Origin of the sequence: Lyngbya aestuarii BL J (genome assembly GCF_000478195.2) — a bacterium.
GTDB lineage: Bacteria > Cyanobacteriota > Cyanobacteriia > Cyanobacteriales > Microcoleaceae > Capilliphycus > Capilliphycus aestuarii.
This window is the reverse complement of sequence record NZ_AUZM01000052.1, coordinates 26,666-46,111: the sequence shown is the minus strand read 5'-3', so window position 1 is coordinate 46,111 and position 19,446 is coordinate 26,666. Positions and strand designations below refer to the sequence as shown.

General features: G+C 43.0%; 18 protein-coding genes and 1 tRNA gene. 10 read left to right on the top strand and 9 right to left on the bottom strand.

Features of this window, described 5'->3' with window-relative positions; all coding sequences use genetic code 11:
- Positions 1 to 379 (bottom strand): FAD-dependent oxidoreductase (locus M595_RS19535; RefSeq protein ID WP_023068122.1); only part of this gene is annotated, 379 nt, incomplete at its 3' end.
- Between the two features lie 944 nt (positions 380 to 1,323).
- Here M595_RS19535 and M595_RS19530 point away from each other — a divergent pair.
- Positions 1,324 to 1,405, top strand: a tRNA-Leu gene (locus tag M595_RS19530).
- 199 nt (positions 1,406 to 1,604) lie between these two features.
- Positions 1,605 to 2,000, top strand: a complete 396-nt coding sequence (locus tag M595_RS31600; RefSeq protein WP_023068100.1) for an NACHT C-terminal alpha/beta 1 domain-containing protein — start codon at positions 1,605 to 1,607, stop codon at positions 1,998 to 2,000.
- An 84-nt stretch (positions 2,001 to 2,084) separates the two neighbouring features.
- Here M595_RS31600 and M595_RS19520 read toward each other — a convergent pair whose 3' ends face one another.
- From M595_RS19520 to M595_RS19505, 4 genes are all read right to left on the bottom strand, one after another.
- On the bottom strand, positions 2,085 to 2,633 hold the full coding sequence (locus tag M595_RS19520; protein WP_023068133.1) for a hypothetical protein: 549 nt from the start codon (positions 2,631 to 2,633) through the stop codon (positions 2,085 to 2,087).
- Positions 2,634 to 2,765: 132 nt separating this feature from the next.
- Positions 2,766 to 3,671 carry a 2-carboxy-1,4-naphthoquinone phytyltransferase gene (gene menA / locus M595_RS19515; RefSeq protein ID WP_023068118.1) on the bottom strand — a complete coding sequence of 302 codons (906 nt, stop codon included), beginning with the start codon at positions 3,669 to 3,671 and terminating at the stop codon, positions 2,766 to 2,768.
- A 29-nt stretch (positions 3,672 to 3,700) separates the two neighbouring features.
- Positions 3,701 to 5,074, bottom strand: a complete 1,374-nt coding sequence (locus M595_RS19510; RefSeq protein WP_040484382.1) for a cytochrome P450 — start codon at positions 5,072 to 5,074, stop codon at positions 3,701 to 3,703.
- A 210-nt stretch (positions 5,075 to 5,284) separates the two neighbouring features.
- Entirely contained in the window at positions 5,285 to 5,863 is a 579-nt protein-coding gene (locus M595_RS19505; RefSeq protein WP_023068098.1) for a phytochelatin synthase family protein, read from the bottom strand.
- 81 nt (positions 5,864 to 5,944) lie between these two features.
- On the opposite strand from M595_RS19505, the gene thiL reads away from it, so the two are divergent.
- Entirely contained in the window at positions 5,945 to 6,934 is a 990-nt protein-coding gene (gene thiL / locus M595_RS19500; protein WP_023068113.1) for a thiamine-phosphate kinase, read from the top strand.
- A gap of 163 nt (positions 6,935 to 7,097) precedes the next feature.
- On the opposite strand, the gene M595_RS19495 is transcribed toward thiL, so the two are convergent.
- Positions 7,098 to 8,120: a type I glyceraldehyde-3-phosphate dehydrogenase gene (locus M595_RS19495; RefSeq protein WP_040484381.1), complete on the bottom strand. Its 1,023-nt coding sequence runs from the start codon at positions 8,118 to 8,120 to the stop codon at positions 7,098 to 7,100.
- A 466-nt stretch (positions 8,121 to 8,586) separates the two neighbouring features.
- Between M595_RS19495 and murC the strand changes: the two genes are divergently transcribed.
- The 7 genes from murC (at position 8,587) to cobW (ending at position 17,080) form a co-directional block, all read left to right on the top strand.
- Positions 8,587 to 10,176, top strand: coding sequence for a UDP-N-acetylmuramate--L-alanine ligase (murC, locus tag M595_RS19490; protein ID WP_023068102.1), 1,590 nt, complete (start codon positions 8,587 to 8,589; stop codon positions 10,174 to 10,176).
- A 46-nt stretch (positions 10,177 to 10,222) separates the two neighbouring features.
- Entirely contained in the window at positions 10,223 to 11,212 is a 990-nt protein-coding gene (murB, locus tag M595_RS19485) for a UDP-N-acetylmuramate dehydrogenase (protein WP_040484380.1), read from the top strand.
- Between the two features lie 523 nt (positions 11,213 to 11,735).
- Positions 11,736 to 12,083 (top strand): YbaB/EbfC family nucleoid-associated protein, encoded by a 348-nt coding sequence (locus M595_RS19480; RefSeq protein ID WP_023068114.1) that lies wholly within the window; start codon positions 11,736 to 11,738, stop codon positions 12,081 to 12,083.
- Positions 12,084 to 12,107: 24 nt separating this feature from the next.
- Complete coding sequence (locus M595_RS19475; RefSeq protein ID WP_040484379.1) at positions 12,108 to 12,596, top strand: low molecular weight protein-tyrosine-phosphatase; 489 nt, start codon at positions 12,108 to 12,110, stop codon at positions 12,594 to 12,596.
- A gap of 113 nt (positions 12,597 to 12,709) precedes the next feature.
- Positions 12,710 to 13,924, top strand: a complete 1,215-nt coding sequence (gene corA, locus M595_RS19470; protein WP_023068109.1) for a magnesium/cobalt transporter CorA — start codon at positions 12,710 to 12,712, stop codon at positions 13,922 to 13,924.
- A 255-nt stretch (positions 13,925 to 14,179) separates the two neighbouring features.
- On the top strand, positions 14,180 to 15,910 hold the full coding sequence (locus M595_RS19465) for a DUF3352 domain-containing protein (RefSeq protein ID WP_023068123.1): 1,731 nt from the start codon (positions 14,180 to 14,182) through the stop codon (positions 15,908 to 15,910).
- Between the two features lie 135 nt (positions 15,911 to 16,045).
- Entirely contained in the window at positions 16,046 to 17,080 is a 1,035-nt protein-coding gene (gene cobW, locus M595_RS19460; protein WP_023068131.1) for a cobalamin biosynthesis protein CobW, read from the top strand.
- 41 nt (positions 17,081 to 17,121) lie between these two features.
- Here the strand turns inward: cobW and M595_RS19455 are convergent, their stop codons facing one another.
- From M595_RS19455 to M595_RS19445, 3 genes are all read right to left on the bottom strand, one after another.
- Positions 17,122 to 17,430 carry a hypothetical protein gene (locus M595_RS19455; RefSeq protein ID WP_023068126.1) on the bottom strand — a complete coding sequence of 103 codons (309 nt, stop codon included), beginning with the start codon at positions 17,428 to 17,430 and terminating at the stop codon, positions 17,122 to 17,124.
- 110 nt (positions 17,431 to 17,540) lie between these two features.
- Positions 17,541 to 18,638 (bottom strand): DJ-1/PfpI/YhbO family deglycase/protease, encoded by a 1,098-nt coding sequence (locus M595_RS19450; protein ID WP_023068111.1) that lies wholly within the window; start codon positions 18,636 to 18,638, stop codon positions 17,541 to 17,543.
- Positions 18,639 to 18,861: 223 nt separating this feature from the next.
- Complete coding sequence (locus M595_RS19445) at positions 18,862 to 19,446, bottom strand: hypothetical protein (protein ID WP_023068108.1); 585 nt, start codon at positions 19,444 to 19,446, stop codon at positions 18,862 to 18,864.

Sequence of the window (19,446 nt, the reverse complement as noted above, 5' to 3'; positions counted from 1 at the left end):
TATCAGAATAGCTTCGTCTGCCAACTGCTAGAACTAAATAATCGTACAATAAAGGATCGCCATCTTGCAATAGAATTTGATGTTCTTGTAAATCAATCCCTTTTACAGTTCCTTGATGAAATTGAATATCTGTATCCATCAATAACTTTTGAAAGGAGGGAGCTACTTCCCAGGTTTGGAGTTCTCCGGTGATTAATTCATAGAGAAATGGAGTAAATAGAAAGCGATCTTTTTGATCAATTAGAACAATTTCCGGCTTTTTCCCTTTAGACCAAGATAGACGATCTAAGTACAAAGCTGTATATAATCCAGCAAAGCCACCACCGAGAATACAAATTCGGCTTGAAGTTCTGTACCCAGATTTGACAACTTGCAGCATATATATGTTTCCTATGAGGAGAGGATACGGGTCATAACCGGGAAAAAAGTTATGAAGAATTAGCGAGATGGACGCTATCCAAGCGACAATGATAACTGATCTGAGTTTTTTTCAGAGATTGATTTTAAAACTTGAATTAACCGGATGAAACAATACAATTTAATTTATATTGTTGACAGGAGTTAATAACAGGTGTTTATGTAAAGTTATCCAGAGATTTATGTAAAACTTTTGTAAAATCTATCTTGATTGCTTTGGGAATCTAGCTCAGATTGGTATAAATACATCGCATTGGCAACAATTGACGGAGACACCGGGATTTGAGATTTATGTTTGGTTAAGTTTTCTGAGAGAGATATAGTGCTACTCACTAAGGTTAGGACATTTGTAAAGGCTGAAAACCTTTGATAATCGAACTTTTGCCTAAGATTGCAAAGTTGCTCCACGCAGGCGTGACCCCAAGACCCTCCGGGTTCGGCAGTCACTCTCTTACGAAGTTCCTACAACGGGGGGAACCCCCGCAACGGACTTCGCGCTCCACGCAGGCGTGACCCCAAGACCGCGCTGCACTCACCGCACTTTGCGCTTTTGCCTTTTGTAAGATTGCCGGAGCGTAGCGCTATAGCAGCGAAAATCCGTTAAGCTTACCCCTGAATCTGGATGCTTTAATCTATAGACTAAGATATTGTGTCGATAGCTAAATAAGCTGGGTTTGGCGGAAATCTGAATCCCTAGATTTTAGAGATGAACTCTAGGTTTTCAATTCGGATCAAAAACTCAACTTAATCCTCTCATCAGTAGATTGTCCATTAATCTATTTGTTCGGAATAAGAAGTGATCCCATTTCTCCGCCTGAAACCTTGTGGCTTCAGCCCTTTCTATCTTCCCCCAAATTTATTGCAGCTTCTGCACTCAGGTGTGCTATAATGAAATACTAGCAACCAGCGGACGTGGCGGAATTGGTAGACGCGCTAGATTTAGGTTCTAGTATCGTAAGATGTGAAGGTTCAAGTCCTTTCGTCCGCATTCTGCCTAACGGCATAAATAGCAGGCGTTTCAAACCTTCGCTAGCTTACAGCTAGTTACCTTGTCGCTCGTTTGTCGCTCAAGAACTTCATTCTAACAGGAAACTGAGGGACAGTCTAGCAAGGTTGAGAACCTTCCTGCTAATAATACCTCTACTGTTCAAGTTTTTCAAGAACAAATTGGTGATCTGGGTGAACTTTTGAAAGAATTACAACCGACTCAGAAAACCTCTCCCATTGTTATCAATTCTCAACCTTTAGAAGATGAAACAGATAATACTGCGATCGCACAAGAACTTTGTAACCAAATCTATCAAACCGTTTTTCCTAACGATGAAAATATACCAGAAGTGAACAATCATGCTCAACTCAAGCGATTAATTCCCAAACTGAAAAAACACTTAAATACTCAACACATCGCTTTAATTCTTTACCAATGCGAACCTAATACAGATCTGATCTCTTTCTGTCGAAAACTAGCTAATGATTTACACATTGCTTTTATTACGACTCAAAACATTGAAGCTCCTTTAGCAAGTTTTCCTGATCAACCTAATCTAATTAGTATACTACAAAACTGGTTAAGTGAACGATAAAACCAAATTAAAATTAAAGTTTTTTAGAGATTCTTCACGCTTTTTCAGAATGACAGATTATAAAGAATTTATTCTTGGGAGAATCTAACATCCCGCATCCCCAACAACGGGAATTTCTACGGTTTCCCCTGCTTGTTCAATTTGTAGGGTTCCTTGGGGAATTGCAACCGATTCTATTTCTCCTTTTTCCCCCAGTTCCACATCAACTTTTACCTCAATTTCTCCATCTTCACTAATAAACATTTGTGAGTTTTTTTGTCCGTAAAAATCTTCTCCCGTTGCTTCGGTTCGATTTAATTTAACCCATTCACCGTTAATTTTCATCAGAGTTGAATTCGCTTCAGTTCCATTAAAAAAGAGTGTGGTTTCAGGAGGGTTACTTCCAGCTTTCCAGAGACTCATTCCACAACCTCCACCACCATTATCGAATAACTCATCCATCGTAAACCCTTCAACTTGGGGAACAGTCGCAACTTCTGTTACAGGTGTGACATTAGAAGAATTCGTTTCAGTTTGACTGGTTTGAGAGGTGATGGTTTCCCCAGAGTTATTACTCACAGAAGATTGGGGAGTACAAGCAGATATACTCGCAAAGAATAACAACGCCAAGCTACATTTGAGGATAGTTTTCATGGTGCTTTTCTCCCAGATTTAAAATAAAACTGCCTATTGATAAGGTTAATTCGGCAGTTTATGAGTCTGACTCTATTTTAAATAAATTGTTTCTGAAAAATTAGAAGAATTGGGAAAATCACACCGATGAACCTAGAAATGAATCACAAACCCTAATCCTAATAGCAACCCACTCCAAAAATGCAGGGAAACCGCAATATATTTACAATTACTAATTAACTCCGGTTGATCGTGATTTAAACCAACGTGACGACAGAGTTTAATCGCAGCAGGTAAACCCACAAAACTCAATAACGTCCAAATTGGAAACGTTCCTAACACAACGCCGATGGCTGTAATTGCAAATATTATACCACCAAAAATAGGCAAAAGTTGGGCGGATCTTTTTGTTCCTAAACGCACAATTGGGGAATATTTTCCCGCAGCTAAATCATCTTCTACTTGATGAAAATGGGAACAAAATAATATTAAAGTCGTCGAAATTCCGAGAATAACAGAAGCCGCAAAACTCACACTTGACCAACTCTGAGTTTGACTATAATAAGCCGCAGAAACCGCCAACGGCCCAAAGGCAAAAAAGCAGAGAAATTCGCCCAAACCTTGATAACCCAAACGAAAAGGAGGCCCCTGATAAGCATATCCCAGGAAACAACAACCCAAAATTAAACCAATGACTGTAAAATCTTTTTGCCACCAACAAATCAATAATATTTCCAGAATTCCAACCGTTAAACACAGTAAACCAATAGCAAAAACTAAGTTCTTTTTTTGGGTTAAATTCACTAAAGAATGGGCTTTATTTTTATCAATTCCAGTTTCCGAGTCAAATACATCATTATGAATATTTTCCCAGGCTAAGATTAAAATTGCCGCACTAACAAACGTGGTAAAAATTCCCCAATTGATCGATTGTTGTTCAAACCAAGCAATTGCTGTCCCCAACCAGATAGGCATAATTGCCACGCTATACATTGGGGGTTTAATCGCGGCTAACCACAGTTTATTTTGATGAGTGTCTGTAATTAGTTTTGTTGTCATAATCAAGGTTTTAGTTGCTTAATTTTAGTTTAGCGGTTGACTGCTTTTGTTGAAATCCGGGTTTGTATTCCCGTTAAAACTGTGAGTCTAAAATTACCCGAAGGAACGATAGTAATTCCCCGTCTCACCGGCTTAACAACATGAGCTTGATTGAAAGCTAACTGATAGTTTAACAAAATTGTTGCTAAAATCAGCTTCATTTCAAACAGGGAAAGTGCCATTCCAATACAGCTACGACTTCCGCCTCCAAAGGGTAAATATTCATAAGGTGAAAATTTCTGCTTTAGGAAGCGATTCGGGTTAAACTGTTTGGAGTTGGGATAAACTTGATCCCGATGATGTGCTAAATGAATGCAAGGTACTAATATTGTACCGGGTTGAAACTGATAATTCTCAATTTTGATACTTTCTTTAACAACTCTCGGCTGAGAGATTAAGGCAATCGGATAAATGCGTAATGTTTCTTGACAAACAGCATTGAGATAAGGCAGTTGGACAATATCCATCGGATCGGGATTTTCTCCCAAACTGTTTAATTCTTCTACTAATTGATCGAGAATTTTTGGATAACGATGAATCCAATAAAATGTCCAAGCTAAAGCCGATGCTGTGGTATCATGCCCTAAGAGTAATAACGTAATGAGTTGATCTCTGAGTTCTTGATTAGTTAAGCCTTTTCCAGCTTCATCTCTAGCCGAAATGAGTAGTGAAAGAACATCTTCCCCGAGTAGTTTTGTCCGACGTTCGGCTATTTCAGCGTAAATTAAATCATCTATTTGTTGTCGTTGTTGGATGAATTTTCCCCAAGGACTCCAGTTGCCTAGATTTTGTTGTAAAGGCGGTAAGAAAAACTGAATTGAGTTGAGGGGTTGATTGACGCTTTCTAAATAGGGTTCAATTAGATTTTTGAGTTGAAAATAACGGCGATTTTCTTTCAGTCCTAAAACGACTTGCAAAATGACTTCTAGGGCAATTTCTGAGGTATAATCTCGAATTGAAATAAAATTACCTGGAAACCAATTTTGAGTTGCTTTTAGGGTTAAATTACAAATGGTTTGACCGTAGGCGAGAAGTTGTTTACCATGCAGAGGAGGCATCAATAATTGACGCAGACGTTGATGACGTTTTCCATCTTGCATAATTAAGGATTGAGATCCCGTTAACGGTTGAAAGACGTGTGTAATTTTTCCAAGTTCAAATTTATCCGCATCGGTGTTAAAAATCGCTTCAATGGCTTTAGGATTGCTAAAAAAGACAATTGGAGGTGAGTTAAAACCCAGTACCCGTAACGTAAAACAGTCTCCAAATTTGTTCGCACACCGTTCTAAAAATTGGGTAGGTTGGGCGATAATTTTTAAAGTTTGGAGTAACGCAGGTAGCCTGGGGCCATCAGGCAATCTCATAGATTTGTTTGTAGAGAATCCAGTACAAAGCGGTAGAAACGTTCTAGAGAACAGTCTCTAACCCCTATTTGATTAGGATAGCATTTCAGTTGACCCCTGCAACTTTACAAAAAATTACAGATATAATAACAGCAGAGATTGACAACTCTTGTGAGAAGCTAACTCTGCTGAACATCGATTCACTTTTTCTGTCAATTTTTATGGGTATGATTATTGGTGTGATTCGTCAATTTTGCGAACCACAATCATCCCCCGAGAGCGGGTAGAAGAAGAATCTTTATCAACACAAGCTTTATACATTCGTTCGGCGGGGCATTTCCAAAAGCGAGTATACTTTTTGGGGTTGGTATCGGCAATTGTGATTTCCTGTGTATTAGGATCATAATCGGCTACCAAGGAGAAATGACCACCCCCTAGATTGAAATTATCGTGAGCAATGCTGACACTAAAATTTAAGATATGAATGTCCTTGTCATCCGAGACGGCTTTTTCAACTTCTTGAATAAAGTTGTCGTAAGTCATGTTTCGTTTGTCGAAATGCTCTAGTTTCACAGACAGGGGTAAATGAGCATTGTCAACGTAGGTGAGAAAGGCATCGTAAGTTTCCGCCAACGTCATCCCATCATCTAGAACAGTCGCAATGGGTAATCGAGTGACATAAAAAATATCATCAACCGAGGTGGAATGTCCGAGTGCGGTTAATGCGTATGCGACCGCCGTTATATTACAACAGTTGATCGGTTGTTGAAAAGCCAAAAGGCTAATATTGTCGAGATCTTTAGTGACCATAAGGGTTATCCTAATTGAATCGATTCCCGGAATTTTGAGGAATCCAGCAATATCCTATCAAGAAAAGTTCTTTCTTTAGCGATGAAGGTTCAAGATATTGGCGAACAAGGTCTATTAGCAATTGTCAAGCGTTTTTGTCCCCAAGAAGTAGTCGGGGATGATGCGGCGATACTTACCCCAAAATCAGATCAATCTTTGGTCATTACTACAGATATGTTAGTTGATGAGGTGCATTTTAGCGATCGCACCACAACCGCAAGTGATGTGGGTTGGCGGGCGACTGCGGCGAATTTATCGGATATTGCGGCGATGGGGGCGTTTCCGGTGGGAATTACGGTGGCTTTGGGGTTGACTCCTGAGACTTCTGTGGAATGGGTTGAGGAATTTTATCAGGGAATTTCTCAATGTTTAGAACCCTTTAATACCCCGATAGTCGGAGGAGATATCTGTCAGTCACGGGTGCGTTGTGTTTCTATTACCGCTTTTGGACAGGTTAATCCTCAGTTTGCCATTCGGCGGAATACAGCCCAAGCAGGAAATGCGATTGTTGTCACCGGAGTACATGGAGATTCGCGGGCGGGGTTAGAAGTATTGCTGAAGCCAGAGTTTGGACAATCTTTAAGCCAGATGCAACGTTCATCCCTGATTGAAGCTCATCAACGACCCTTACCCAGACTCGATGCGATCGCTATTTTACAAGAAATTCTCCCGGATGAAATCATAGTTGCGGGAATGGATAGTAGTGATGGTTTAGCCGATGCGGTTGTACAAATCTGTCAAGCGAGTCAAGTGGGGGCGAGAATAGAACGCCATCAAATTCCGCTGTCAGAAGCTTTACAACAGCTTGTTTCTCCCTCTCAAGCCCTAAACTGGGCGCTGTATGGGGGCGAAGACTTTCAGTTGGTGTTGTGTCTTCCGATGCCCTTGGCTGAACAGTTCGTGCAGAAATTGGGAACGGGGGCAGCAGTTGTCGGAATAACAACCACTAACCCCCAAATTCTTTTAGTTGATCAGACGCAACCTCAGACGGAAACCCCCCTTGTTCTTAACAAAGGATTTAAACATTTTTGAATGTTCTATGGGTTGAGAACATTAATTTTCAATTAAAAAACTCAATCGTCAAGCCAAGAACCGGGAAAATGGAATAGGAACAAGTAAAATTTATCCTTGCTCACTCAAATCGAGTCTTCAAGTTCCTCATCCCTAATTCCTAATTCCTCATCCCACGTTCTTTCTAGGCTGCCGGCCAATGTTTTGCAACTAACTCAGCCAGGTCTACAACCCGTTGGCTATAGCCCCACTCGTTGTCATACCAAGCAATGACCTTTACCATGTCACCACCCATAACCATCGTCAAACTAGCATCGACGATAGAGGAAGCATCTCGTCCGCGATAATCACTGGAAACCAGAGGGAGATCGCTATATTCGAGAATACCTTTCATAGGGCCTTCGGCAGCTTCTTGTAAAGATCGATTGACTTCTTCGGTAAATGTTTTCTTCTCGACTTGAACCACCAAGTCTACAACAGAAACATTTGGAGTCGGTACACGCATTGCAATACCGTTGAGTTTACCCTTCATTTCAGGAATAACCAACGCCACCGCTTTAGCAGCCCCCGTAGAAGTCGGTACGATGTTGATCGCCGCTGCCCGCGCCCGCCGTAAATCCCGGTGACTCGCATCTAAAATGCGTTGATCTCCAGTGTAGCTGTGGGTCGTTGTCATCGTCCCTTTGATAATACCAAAGTGTTCGTGTAGCACCTTGGTAAAAGGAGCGAGACAGTTCGTGGTACAACTGGCGTTACTGACAACATTGTAGTCATCGTGCTTGTAGGCATTGTCGTTAACCCCCATCACGAAAGTCCCAATCTTTCCGCCTTTACCTGGGGCTGTAATCAACACCTTCTTAGCCCCCGCTTGTAAGTGCTTAGAAGCACCTTCTTCGGTGACAAACACACCAGTCGATTCGATAATCAAATCAACACCCCAATCAGCCCAGGGTAGATTGAGGGGATTGCGATCAGAGACACACTTAACTGTTTTACCGTTGATAGTCAGCGAGTTTTCATCGGCTTTAATATCAACATCTTTGAGAGTCCCCAGCATCGAATCATACTTCAACAAGTGAGCATTTGTCTTCGGGTCTGAGGTATCATTGATGGCGACCAGATCCAGATTGCTATTCTCGCGAGTCAATAAGCAACGCACAAAGTTGCGTCCGATCCGTCCAAAACCATTGATTGCGACTTTAATCACCTTGTTCCTCCTAACAATGGCATTGCCCAACTCAGGCACGAGCCTTTTATGATTTAGGTTTCTAATGACCCCAATCATACCGTAAAGGCTGATCCATTCTTACGTTTAGCTTTCCAAACTTCGGATTAAAATCTGATCACTCGAAACCGACAGAACACTCTAACCCCCTATAGGAGAGAGTTTGACCGGAAAAAACCCCGCTCAATTCAAGACCTCAGACCCCTGAAACAGATTCTTCACTCAATTGTCCCATTGCCGTCCCCTCTAAATTTGATCCAGAGAAATCCGGTATTTGCTTAGAGACAAAGGATATAGTATACAACTACTACAGCATTTCGCCCCCTATACGTGAAGGATGGCGTAGAATGCTTCTTGAGAAATATTTACCGAACTGTATCGGGAAAAAACAATTCTTGATATGATATCGCCTGTTATTGGCGTGGTGTGGTGTGGTTAAGGAGCTAAAATGCCTAGTTCTGTTGATTTCAGTGGCAGACCCTTTCATTTCATCGGGATTGGTGGAATCGGAATGTCTGCTCTCGCCTATATTCTAGCAAAGCGCAACCTGCCAATTTATGGCTCGGACTTACAAACGACCCATATTACCCGGCGTTTGCAAGCCTTGGGCGTCCATATTTTTTGGAGTCAAGAAGCCAGCAATTTTGAGGCTTTTCCAACTCAAATCGATTCAAACAGCACCCCGAAAAACTTAAACTTGGGGCAGACTAACGGCTCAAAGCCAGCCGTCGAGGTATCATCTGAAGCAGTTGGGGCGAATGGTGTAGGGATGCCATCATCGATGCCATTACCCCAAGTCGTCTGTTCAACAGCGATTCATCCCGAAAACCCAGAGTACAAAGCGGCTCAAACTTTAGGTTGTCCGATCTTTCATCGTTCTGACATTCTAGCCGCCCTGATCGGCGAATACCAAAGTATTGCGGTGGCGGGAACTCACGGGAAAACAACCACCAGTAGCCTAATTGCCTATATGATGCTGGAAGCGGGCCTCGATCCAACGATTTTAGTTGGTGGAGAAGTCAATGCTTGGGAAGGCAACGCCCGTGTCGGTCAGAGTCCCTATCTCGTGGCTGAAGCGGATGAATCTGATGGCTCTTTGGTCAAGTTTGCCCCCGCGATTGGAATTATCACCAACATCGAACTTGATCACCCCGATCATTATCAAACCCTCGATCAAGTCATTTCTACCTTTGAAACCTTTACCGAGCATTGTCAAACCTTGATTGGCTGTATTGACTGTGCCACGGTTCGAGAGCGGATTCAACCTCAAATTAGCTATAGCTTAGACCCCAACTCGGGAGCCGATTACACTGTAGATGCAGTCGAGTATGGCTCCGAGGGATCTCTGGCTCTAGTGTGGGAACGGGGTCAACTGTTGGGTCAGTTACACGTTAAGTTACTGGGTCAACACAACCTCCAAAATGCTCTCGCTGCTGTCGCCGTTGGCCGACTTGTGGGATTGGAGTTTTCGGCAATCGCGATCGCCATCTCTACCTTTGAAGGGGCAAAACGACGCTTTGAACATCGCGGTAGCAGCAATGACATCCTATTTATTGATGACTATGCTCATCATCCCAGTGAGATCCGAGCCACTTTAGGCGCCGCTCGCCTTCGTAAAGGCTCTGGCCCCTCAACAAATATCCCTGTTCAAAGGGTTGTGGCGATCTTTCAACCTCATCGTTATAGCCGGACTCAAACTTTCTTGTCAGAATTCTCCCAGTGCTTTGCGGAGGCTGATCTGGTGGTACTGACGGACATTTATAGTGCAGGTGAAGCGAACACCGGTCAAATCAATGGACAACAATTAGCCGATTCCATTGGAACCTATCACCCTCAAGTTTACTACCGACAATCGTTGGAGTCTGTCAAAACCCTATTGAGTGAAATTCTCGCTCCCGGTGATTTAGCTCTCTTTTTAGGGGCAGGCAACCTCAATAAAATTATCCCCGAGGTGATCGCATTCTATCAAAATCACCCATTACCTCAGATTGAGCAGCAGCCCCAATCGGCTCGCTCGATGGGGTCAATAAGCTCGTAATGGTGCTGTTGTTTCGATTAAGAATAAGCATTTTGTTGTATTTGTTATGGTTATGACGCTTTCCTACGACTCTCCAGGTCAGCTTGATCAACAGTCGAGTTCCGGAGCAAGTGGCCCATCCGCTCCTCGCTCCATTTCCTTGCTAGGAAAAGACTGTTTGATTCAATCAAAAGTTTCCTTAGCTTCTCATACGTCCTACCGTGTGGGTGGCCCGGCTGAATGGTATGTTGCCCCCAAAAATCTTGATGAAATGCAAGCGAGTTTAGCATGGGCAGCCGAACAAGGACTTTCAGCAACTTTACTGGGAGGAGGATCAAATCTTTTAATCAGTGATCAGGGTTTATCAGGATTAGTCATCGGTACCCGTGGCTTGCGCCACACCCACTTTGATTTAGCCACTGGACAACTTCATGTCGCCGCCGGAGAATCCTTGCCTCGCTTGGCTTGGAAAGCGGCTCGCTTGGGATGGCAAGGCTTAGAATGGGCGGTCGGTATTCCCGGCACTGTTGGCGGCGCTGTGGTGATGAATGCGGGCGCTCATGGGAGCAGTACGGCCGAGATTTTGGTTCAAGCTGAAGTGCTTTCTCGCTTTGGAAAACTAGAGGTTTTGACTCCTAAAGACTTGGCTTATCGCTATCGGACTTCTAATTTACAAAATAGTGATCGCGTTGTCCTACAAGCAACTTTCGCGTTACAACCCGGAGCAGACCCCGCTCTGGTTTTAGCTGATACCACTGATCAACTGCGACACCGCCGAAGTTCTCAGCCTTACCATCTGCCCAGTTGTGGCAGTGTCTTTCGCAATCCTGGCCCAAAACCCGCAGGTTGGCTAATTGAACAAGCGGGTTTAAAAGGATACCAAATTGGCGGCGCTCAAGTGGCTGAACGTCATGCCAATTTTATTGTCAATTGTGGCGGCGCAACCGCGACTGAGATTTTCCAACTCATTCGCTATGTCCAAGAACAAGTTGAACAGCGTTGGTCTTTCCTACTCGAACCCGAAGTGAGGATTATCGGGGAGTTTCAACACTCTTAAAAGCCAGTTGACAATTCTAGCTTCACTCTATCGACCCGATTACACGCTCAACTGATGTCTTCCCCAGGGAATTCGCCAGTCGTTGCGGGAAAAATACGATAAAATTGACAAGCATTGCAGACAGCCTCTGAAGCTCGATCATAGGGGGTACTCCCCAATTCACTTTTGCAAGACTATCGATCCTCAATCACTAGAAATGACTTTGAAAGTCAACTTGAGAATAGACGAAAAATAGCACTTGCAAACGGAATTTCGGGTTGATCGTGTGCGTGAAAGTACAAAAAACTCTAAACCGCTAAATTTGAACTCAAAACGGATGGGGTTTTGATGTTTTCGATGAAACTTGGCTCTATAATGTCATTCGGAGGAAAAAATATCCCTAACCTGATCTAAAGCTAGATCTCGCTCTTCACTCTTGCAGTTTTCTTTAGAATTAGAGAAAATGCTAAAGTGTTAGACTTAAGATTTTCTGAGAACATTTAAGTACAACTTGGAAGCGTCCTGGGCGCTAAAGAATTAAATTATGACAAAGCAAGGACAAGGATTTGGCTTCGGCATGGGCAAAATGAAAGAACTCGCCGAGGCTTTCAAAAAAGCTCAACAGGTTCAAGAAGGAGCGAAAAAGCTTCAAGAAGAGTTGGATCAGTTAGAAATTGAAGGCGCAGCAGCAGGTGGCTTAGTGAAAGTTTACCTAAGTGGCAACCAAGAACCCCGTCGGGTCGAAATTTCGCCTGATGTTATGGGTGAAGGGGCAGAAGTGGTGTCGGCGATGGTTTTAGAAGCAACACAAGCCGCCTATGAAAATTCCACTGCGACCATGCGACAACGGATGGAAGAATTAACAGGGGGACTTAACTTGCCCGGAATGTAATTTCTCAAGGGTCGCTCAAAATCAATGCCTTATCAGTTACTATTTGTCTGTCTAGGGAACATTTGCCGCTCTCCCTCGGCAGAAAATATTATGAATCACCAGATTGAACTCGCTGATCTCAGTCATGACATTCTCTGTGATTCAGCCGGGACTTCTAGTTATCACATCGGAAGTCCCCCCGATGCTCGTATGACAAAAGCCGCTTCATTACGAGGGATCTTGCTCAAAGGTCAAGCCCGTCAGTTTAGACGAGAGGACTTTGAGAAGTTTGATTTGATTTTGGCGATGGATTACGACAACTATGAATCTATTGTTCGCCTTGATTCGGATCGTCAATATCAAGACAAAGTGAAGCTGATGTGTGAGTTCTGTCGCCATCACAATGTCAAAGAAGTTCCCGATCCCTATTATGGTGGCCCGGAGGGGTTCAATCAGGTGATTGATATTCTACTCGATGCCTGTGAAGGCCTGCTTGAATACGTGCAGAAACAACCCCAGTTTAAAGCGGTTTAGCCCAGGCTAACGAATTTTGGGGAATACTGTTTTCACTAAGTGAAAGCTGTTCTGTACGCTGTCAAAAGCCAAACTTCCGAAAATCTCCGATGAACCCGTGAGAACTCAACTCTATGTCACATAGTCTCACTCCTTCTCCACCAACGGGACATTCGTCAGCAGAGGAAGAAGACTCAAACTTCGACTATTTCTACGACGAACCCGGAACTTTACCTGGAACACTAGACCTTGAACCTGATGACCCAGCACCGGAAATTGTCTTAACTGACTATAATCTCGCCAAAACAAATCGAGTCAAACTCAATCAACCTCAAGACTGTATTCCCTACTTGAAATCGGAAACGGTGAGTTGGTTGGATATTCAAGGACTAGGAAATACAGAAACGTGGCGACAGATGTCGCAGATTTTTCAATTTCATCCTTTGGCTTTAGAAGACGTGGTTAATATTCCCCAACGTCCGAAAGTCGTCTATTATGAAAATCCTGACCAAATTGTAATTGTCGCCTGGATGGTCTTACTCAAACCTGACTCAAAGACGCTGCATCGAGAGCAGGTGAGTTTGATTTTAGGGGAGAATTACCTGATTACGGTTCAAGAAGAAACCCGATACGACTGTTTACAACCTGTACGCGATCGGATTCGCAATAATCACGGGAGCATTCGTAAGCATGGAGCCGATTATTTGGCCTATGCGATTTTAGATGCCATTATTGATGGCTTTTTTCCAGTCATTGAATATTACAGCGATCACCTCGAAGAACTCGAAGATGAAATACTATTTAGACCCAGTAATCATACCCTGTGGAAAATCTATGAAGTCAAGCAAGAAATGTTGGTTTTGCGGCGGGCAATTTGGTCGCAACGAGACGCCATTAATATCTTAGTTCGTGATCGTACACGCTTGATTAGCAAACGAGTTCGAGTGTATCTACGAGACTGCTATGATCACACTATTAATATTCGAGATATGCTCGAAACCAATCGTGAGCTTTCTTCCGATCTGATCAACATTTATATGTCCACAATGGGCAATAAAATGAATGAGATTATGAAAATTCTCACGGTCATTTCGACTATTTTTATTCCCCTGACGTTCATTGCGGGAGTCTATGGGATGAACTTCGATCCCTCAGCGTCTCCCTGGAATATGCCCGAGTTAGAGTGGTATTGGGGTTATCCCGTTTGTTTGGCTGTGATGCTGATCGTCGGAGTCAGTCTATTTCTGTTCTTTCAGCGAAGGGGTTGGTTTGAAGACTTTTCGGGCTTAAAACAGAACCCAGACGTTAAAGAAGGCAAAAGACCGGAGCCAGAAGGCAATTTACCGTAACCCGTAACCCTTAACCCGTTTTTTCGCGACTCCCTGCCAAATAAGCTATTCCCGACTGATGCACCTAACATCTTGCCAAACCTCACTTTGATATGTGATAGTTTGGGAGATTAAAGACCATTATCAAACGTCAAAGAAACAGATTCTGATCAGAAAAACGGATTAAGCTATCTGTAGGCAGTCTAAATCCATGGGTTTTATCGTTAAGTTAATCTGTTATCGACGCTCACTATCTGTTTTAAATCGTTGCTCTCCATGATGTACAAAAACAAATCATCCCTCTGGTTGACACTGGGAGCGGCTGCTCTTCTGATTGCAGGGGGAGTCGCGACCTATTACTTTGTACTTTCGAGAAAAGCCCTCGAAAATGTTCCGATTGGGGCAAACATCGTGCCGACTGATGCAATGATGGCGGTTTCGTTCTCTACCGAACCCAAACAATGGGAAAAACTGCGCGAATATGGCACCGCCGAGTCCAAAGCCGCCCTCAACAAAACTATCCAAGACTGGCGCGATCGCTTATTTACCGATAGCGGTTTTGACTACCAAGCAGACATTCAACCTTGGGTTGGAGATGAAGTCATGGTGGCCTGGTTGCCTCATCAAACCATTACGTCTGGAACGCTACCGAAACCGGACTCGCCCCCTTCTTCTCCAACAGAACCCGCAATGGTGATGGTTTTTCCGATTGCCAATCCTCAAAAAGCACAGGAAGTTCTGGCCCAACCCAAATTGTTGACAGAAGGAGATATCAGCGAACGATCCTATCGGGGAATTGAAATTATTGAAACTCAAGGCTTACCGACTCAAAATTACTCGATCGCGGTTTTGGGTGAAAAGTTTTTGTTGGTTACGACTGATGCTAACGCCACCGATCGCACAATTGATACTTTCCGAGGCGAGGCTTCAATTGCGAAAACCCCAGGTTATGCCAACGCGCTTGAAAAAGTTCAAACCTCAAGAGCTTTTGCGGAAGTTTATCTCAATATTCCGGTAGCGGCTAGTGTGGCTTCTTTTACCTCCGCCCAACCCATTCCTCCCGAAAATCTAGAAAAATTACAGCAGCATCAAGGGTTTGTCAGTAGTGTTGTTTTAGAATCGGGTGGCATTAATTTCAAAGGTCTTTCTTGGTATAAACCTAGTAGTCAAAAAACGCTCACCGTTGAAAATCAATCTCAGGAAATGCTAGAACGAATTCCTACAAATGCAATGATGGTTATGGCAGGAGGAAATTTACAACAACTGTGGCAAGACTACAGCAAAGATGCTGCTTCTAATCCGATTGCTCCTTTTAATCCAGAAGCTCTCAGTTCTAGTTTAAAACAGGCGACACAGATGGATTTGGAAAAGGACTTTTTGAGTTGGATGGATGGAGAATTTTCTCTGGCGTTGATTCCGGCAGTTCCGAATAAACAAACCCCCCAAAAGTTTTCGGCGGGATTGGCTTTGATGGTGGAAACGAGAGATCGCCAAGCCGCAGAAACGGCTTTAGAAAAGTTGGATGCGGCGATGAAGTCTAAAGATTTTCAGATCCAACCGGCCCAACTCCAAGGTCAACCTGTTGTCAAGTGGACTTCTCCGTATGGGGGTTTTAGTGTGATTCGAGGTTGGTTAGACGAAGATGTGTTATTTGCAACTTTGGGCGCACCGATTGCCAATCAAATTTTACCAGAACCCGAGAATGGGATTCCTTCAGATTCTTTATTTAGAGAAACAGTACCCACCGAATTAAGTCCGAATAATGGCAGTTTCTTTATTGATATCGAACAAGTTTTTGATCGCCGTAATTTGTCTTTACCTCAGCTTCCACCTGCACAAGCGGTTTGGGTAAATGCGATACAAGCGATTGGGGTAAACGCCGCAGTAGTTAGCGATCGCAGCACTCGTTATGATATTTTTGTCAACATTAAAGAGAATACTCTACCGAGTGTCACCCCATCCCCAGAAGAAACTCCTCCTCCTGAAAGTCAGGAAAGTTCACCCTAAATGATTTGCTTTGGAATCAGTTTTCGTATTTTTACCGAATCACTAACTAAATTGCTAGAACGGGGTTAACCTCTCAAATTAATTCATTCTTAGCGATGAAATGATCTCCCTAAACTTTAACTCAAAAGACTCACGATGCACAAAATACCCGTTACCGTTGTTACTGGATTTCTCGGCGCTGGAAAAACAACTCTACTCCGTCATCTCCTCCAAAATAATCAAGGACGCCGAATTGCTGTTTTAGTCAATGAATTTGGAGAAGTGGGAATTGATGGAGAACTGTTGCGTTCTTGTCAAGTTTGTGAAGAAGATGAATCCCCTGAAAATAATATTGTAGAACTCACCAATGGTTGTTTATGCTGCACCGTTCAAGAAGAATTTTATCCCACGATGCAAGAACTTCTTAAACGTCGCGATCGCATTGATTGTATACTGGTAGAAACCTCTGGATTAGCTTTACCTAAACCTTTGGTTCAAGCCTTTCGTTGGCCGGAAATTCGCAATAGTGCCACAGTTGATGGTGTTCTCACCGTTGTCGATGCTCAAGCTTTAGCAGCAGGAACTTTAGTGGGAGATTTGGAGGCTTTAGAAGCTCAACGTCAAGCTGATCCGAATTTAGAACATGAAACCCCAATTGAAGAATTATTTGAAGATCAATTGGCTTGTGCGGATCTGGTTTTATTAACAAAAACGGACTTAATTGATCAAGCTTCATTAATAAAAGTGCGAGAATGGTTAAGCCGAGAACTTCCCCCTGGTGTGAAGGTTGTTGCTTGTCAACAAGGGGATGTGGAAACGAATCTTTTGCTCGGGTTTAATGCAGCAGTAGAAGATCATTTAGAAAGTCGTCCGAGTCATCATGACCACGAAGAAGAACACGAACATGATGATGATATTAATTCGGTACAGCTGATCGTTGATCAAGCCTTTGAACCGACCGCTTTAATTGAAAAATTAAAAGAATTAGTACAACACCAAGAAATTTATCGAATTAAAGGCTTTGTTGATGTTCCGAATAAACCGATGCGAATGGTCTTGCAAGGGGTAGGAAATCGGTTTGATTCGTTTTATGATCGGTTGTGGCTCAGTGATGAACCTCGTCAAACTCGCTTAGTTTTTATTGGGCGAGAACTGAACTCTACTCAAGTCGAACAGGCGATTTTGAATTAATTATTGGGTTGAGAGTTTTAACAATAACGAAAAGATTGAGATCAGTTGGGTTGAGTTGATTGTTCGACCCGATATAATTTTAATTTTTTGCTCATCTGAATACCCGTATATTTGGGAGTTATGTATTCTACAAACTGGGGTTTAATCACATTCTCAGAGTAGTCACGGGAAGCGGTAATGCTTAAGTAAGGAACAGCTAATGCGGTGAGACTGCTACTATAGATTAAAAATAAAAATCCGAGTAAAATCAAAGCTGAAGGGAATAGAGAATGACGTTGAATACAGTGCAAAGTTAAGATACCGATAACAATCGTTTCTAATCCTACGGCAATCAAATCAACTAAATTCATTTCGATTTCTCCTGTATTAATGGGCAAATAGAAGAAAGCAGCAAGAATAGAAATTAAACCCTGATCAGTTTCTAGATTCCTTGTCTACTTTCCTCTATTGCATCAGTCCTTTAGCTCATGACTGCCATCGTTGTCGGCATGGGAGCTTGAACATTTTTACCTAAGCGAGTTCGATATAAAGTTGCGATTAATTCTTCATGCTTCCGAAGATTTTCTTCGATTTCTTCTAATACAAATGCCGTTGCCGGATCTGTAACTTGAACGCACAAATGAGAAGAATCAATAATACCTGTTTGGATGTCGCCTAAAGCACGCCGCATCAGATCTTGATCACTGCTACTAGACTGCAACCAACCTTGCAATGTGGCAAAGGCTTCACTTCCCATTGCTTGCCAAGTCACTTGTTCCCCAAAGTCGCGCAGACGGGCTTCTAATAGTTCAATGTGGCGTTGTTTTGTACCGATGGCTTCCCGTAATAAAATCACAAAGTCGGGGTCAGAAACTTGCTTGCTGTACTCTTGAAAAGCGGCGAGGGTATAACGTTCCCCGACGATCGCGGTATTGAGTACATTGACAATATCATTTTTGCTCGATCCTTTCCAGGCTTCACCCAATGTCCACCATTCAAAAGCCTGAGTAGTCGGGTCGGGTAATGTTGTACCTTCTATAGCCAAATTGAGATAGCTGAGTAGGGTGACTGTAAACATCGGTAAGTCACTGGGTTGTCGAGCGGTAATTAAGTTGCTATCGACGACAACAGGTTCATTGACGTAGGTTGCGCCTGCATTTTGGATGTCCTTGCGAATGGCTTTAAAACCTGTTGCTTGTTTACCTCGTAAGACATCCGCATCAATTAAGACTTGGGGGCCATGACAAATCGCAGCAATAGGTAAACCCTGCGCCATACCATCAATCACCAATGTGACTGCATGAGGGTTGCGACGAACTTTATCGGGTGCGGCACCGCCAGGGATGAAAATCGCATCAAAGTCTTCTGAACGAACTTCTGCGGCTGTTGCGTCGGGTTTAGCGGAGACTTTACCCTGCTTTCCTTCGTATTCGTCGTTCATACGAGAACCGACTATTACGATGTTTGCACCTGCTTTTTGTAATGCGGTATAAGGAACTTGAAATTCCGAGTCCTCAAAACCACTTTCGAGTAAAATTGCAACTCGTTTTGAACTTGATCCATTTGATAGTGAAGTCATTTTAAGTTTTCCTAACTAACTAATACAACAATCGTTATGATGGTGAATAAACAAAAGTAGTAATGGTGATACCTTGTTTAGTATAGGAAATTAAGCTGACATGATTCCTCTACCCCGAGAGGGAATTGTTGAGAGGAGAGGGGAAGATTAAAAACCCGGCTTCGTTCAGAAACCGAGTCTTTGGGTTAGTTTTTGGGGTCAAGTTGGTGATTTTATCGCGCATCTAGAACGAGCGGTTATAAGTAGGATTGACTTGGCGATCGCCAACTGTTCCCGGTATTCCAAACAGATGTAAATCTCGAACTTTGTAATCGTTTAATAAAGCTTCTGCATTACGAATTTCTTGATCAGTCCCTTCCATTAAGACTAAATAATCACCGTGTTCATGGACGCGAGAATTGTAATATTGGGCTTTATCTTCGGGTAAACCCCAACCAATTAAAGCACCCACTAAGCCACCACCAACAGCACCGATACCGCCACCAATCAGGGTATTTGCTAATATTAAACCTAATTCTGCAACGGGTCCAACTCCCGGAATTGCTAATACTCCCAAACTTCCCACTAAACCAATTAATCCGCCTGCGGTGGTTCCGGCGACAGCACCTGCACTGGCACCACCTTTAACTTGATCATCTGTTGTCTGTTCCACATTCGCCTCTGCAATATTACCGTCATTCTCATGGCGAGTTACAACAGAAACCTTATTCATATCAAAGCCAATATCTCTGAGGCGATGTAAAGCTGCTTCAGCATCTCGGCGATTAGAAAATAATCCAACTGCTCTCGTTGTTTCACCTGTATACAT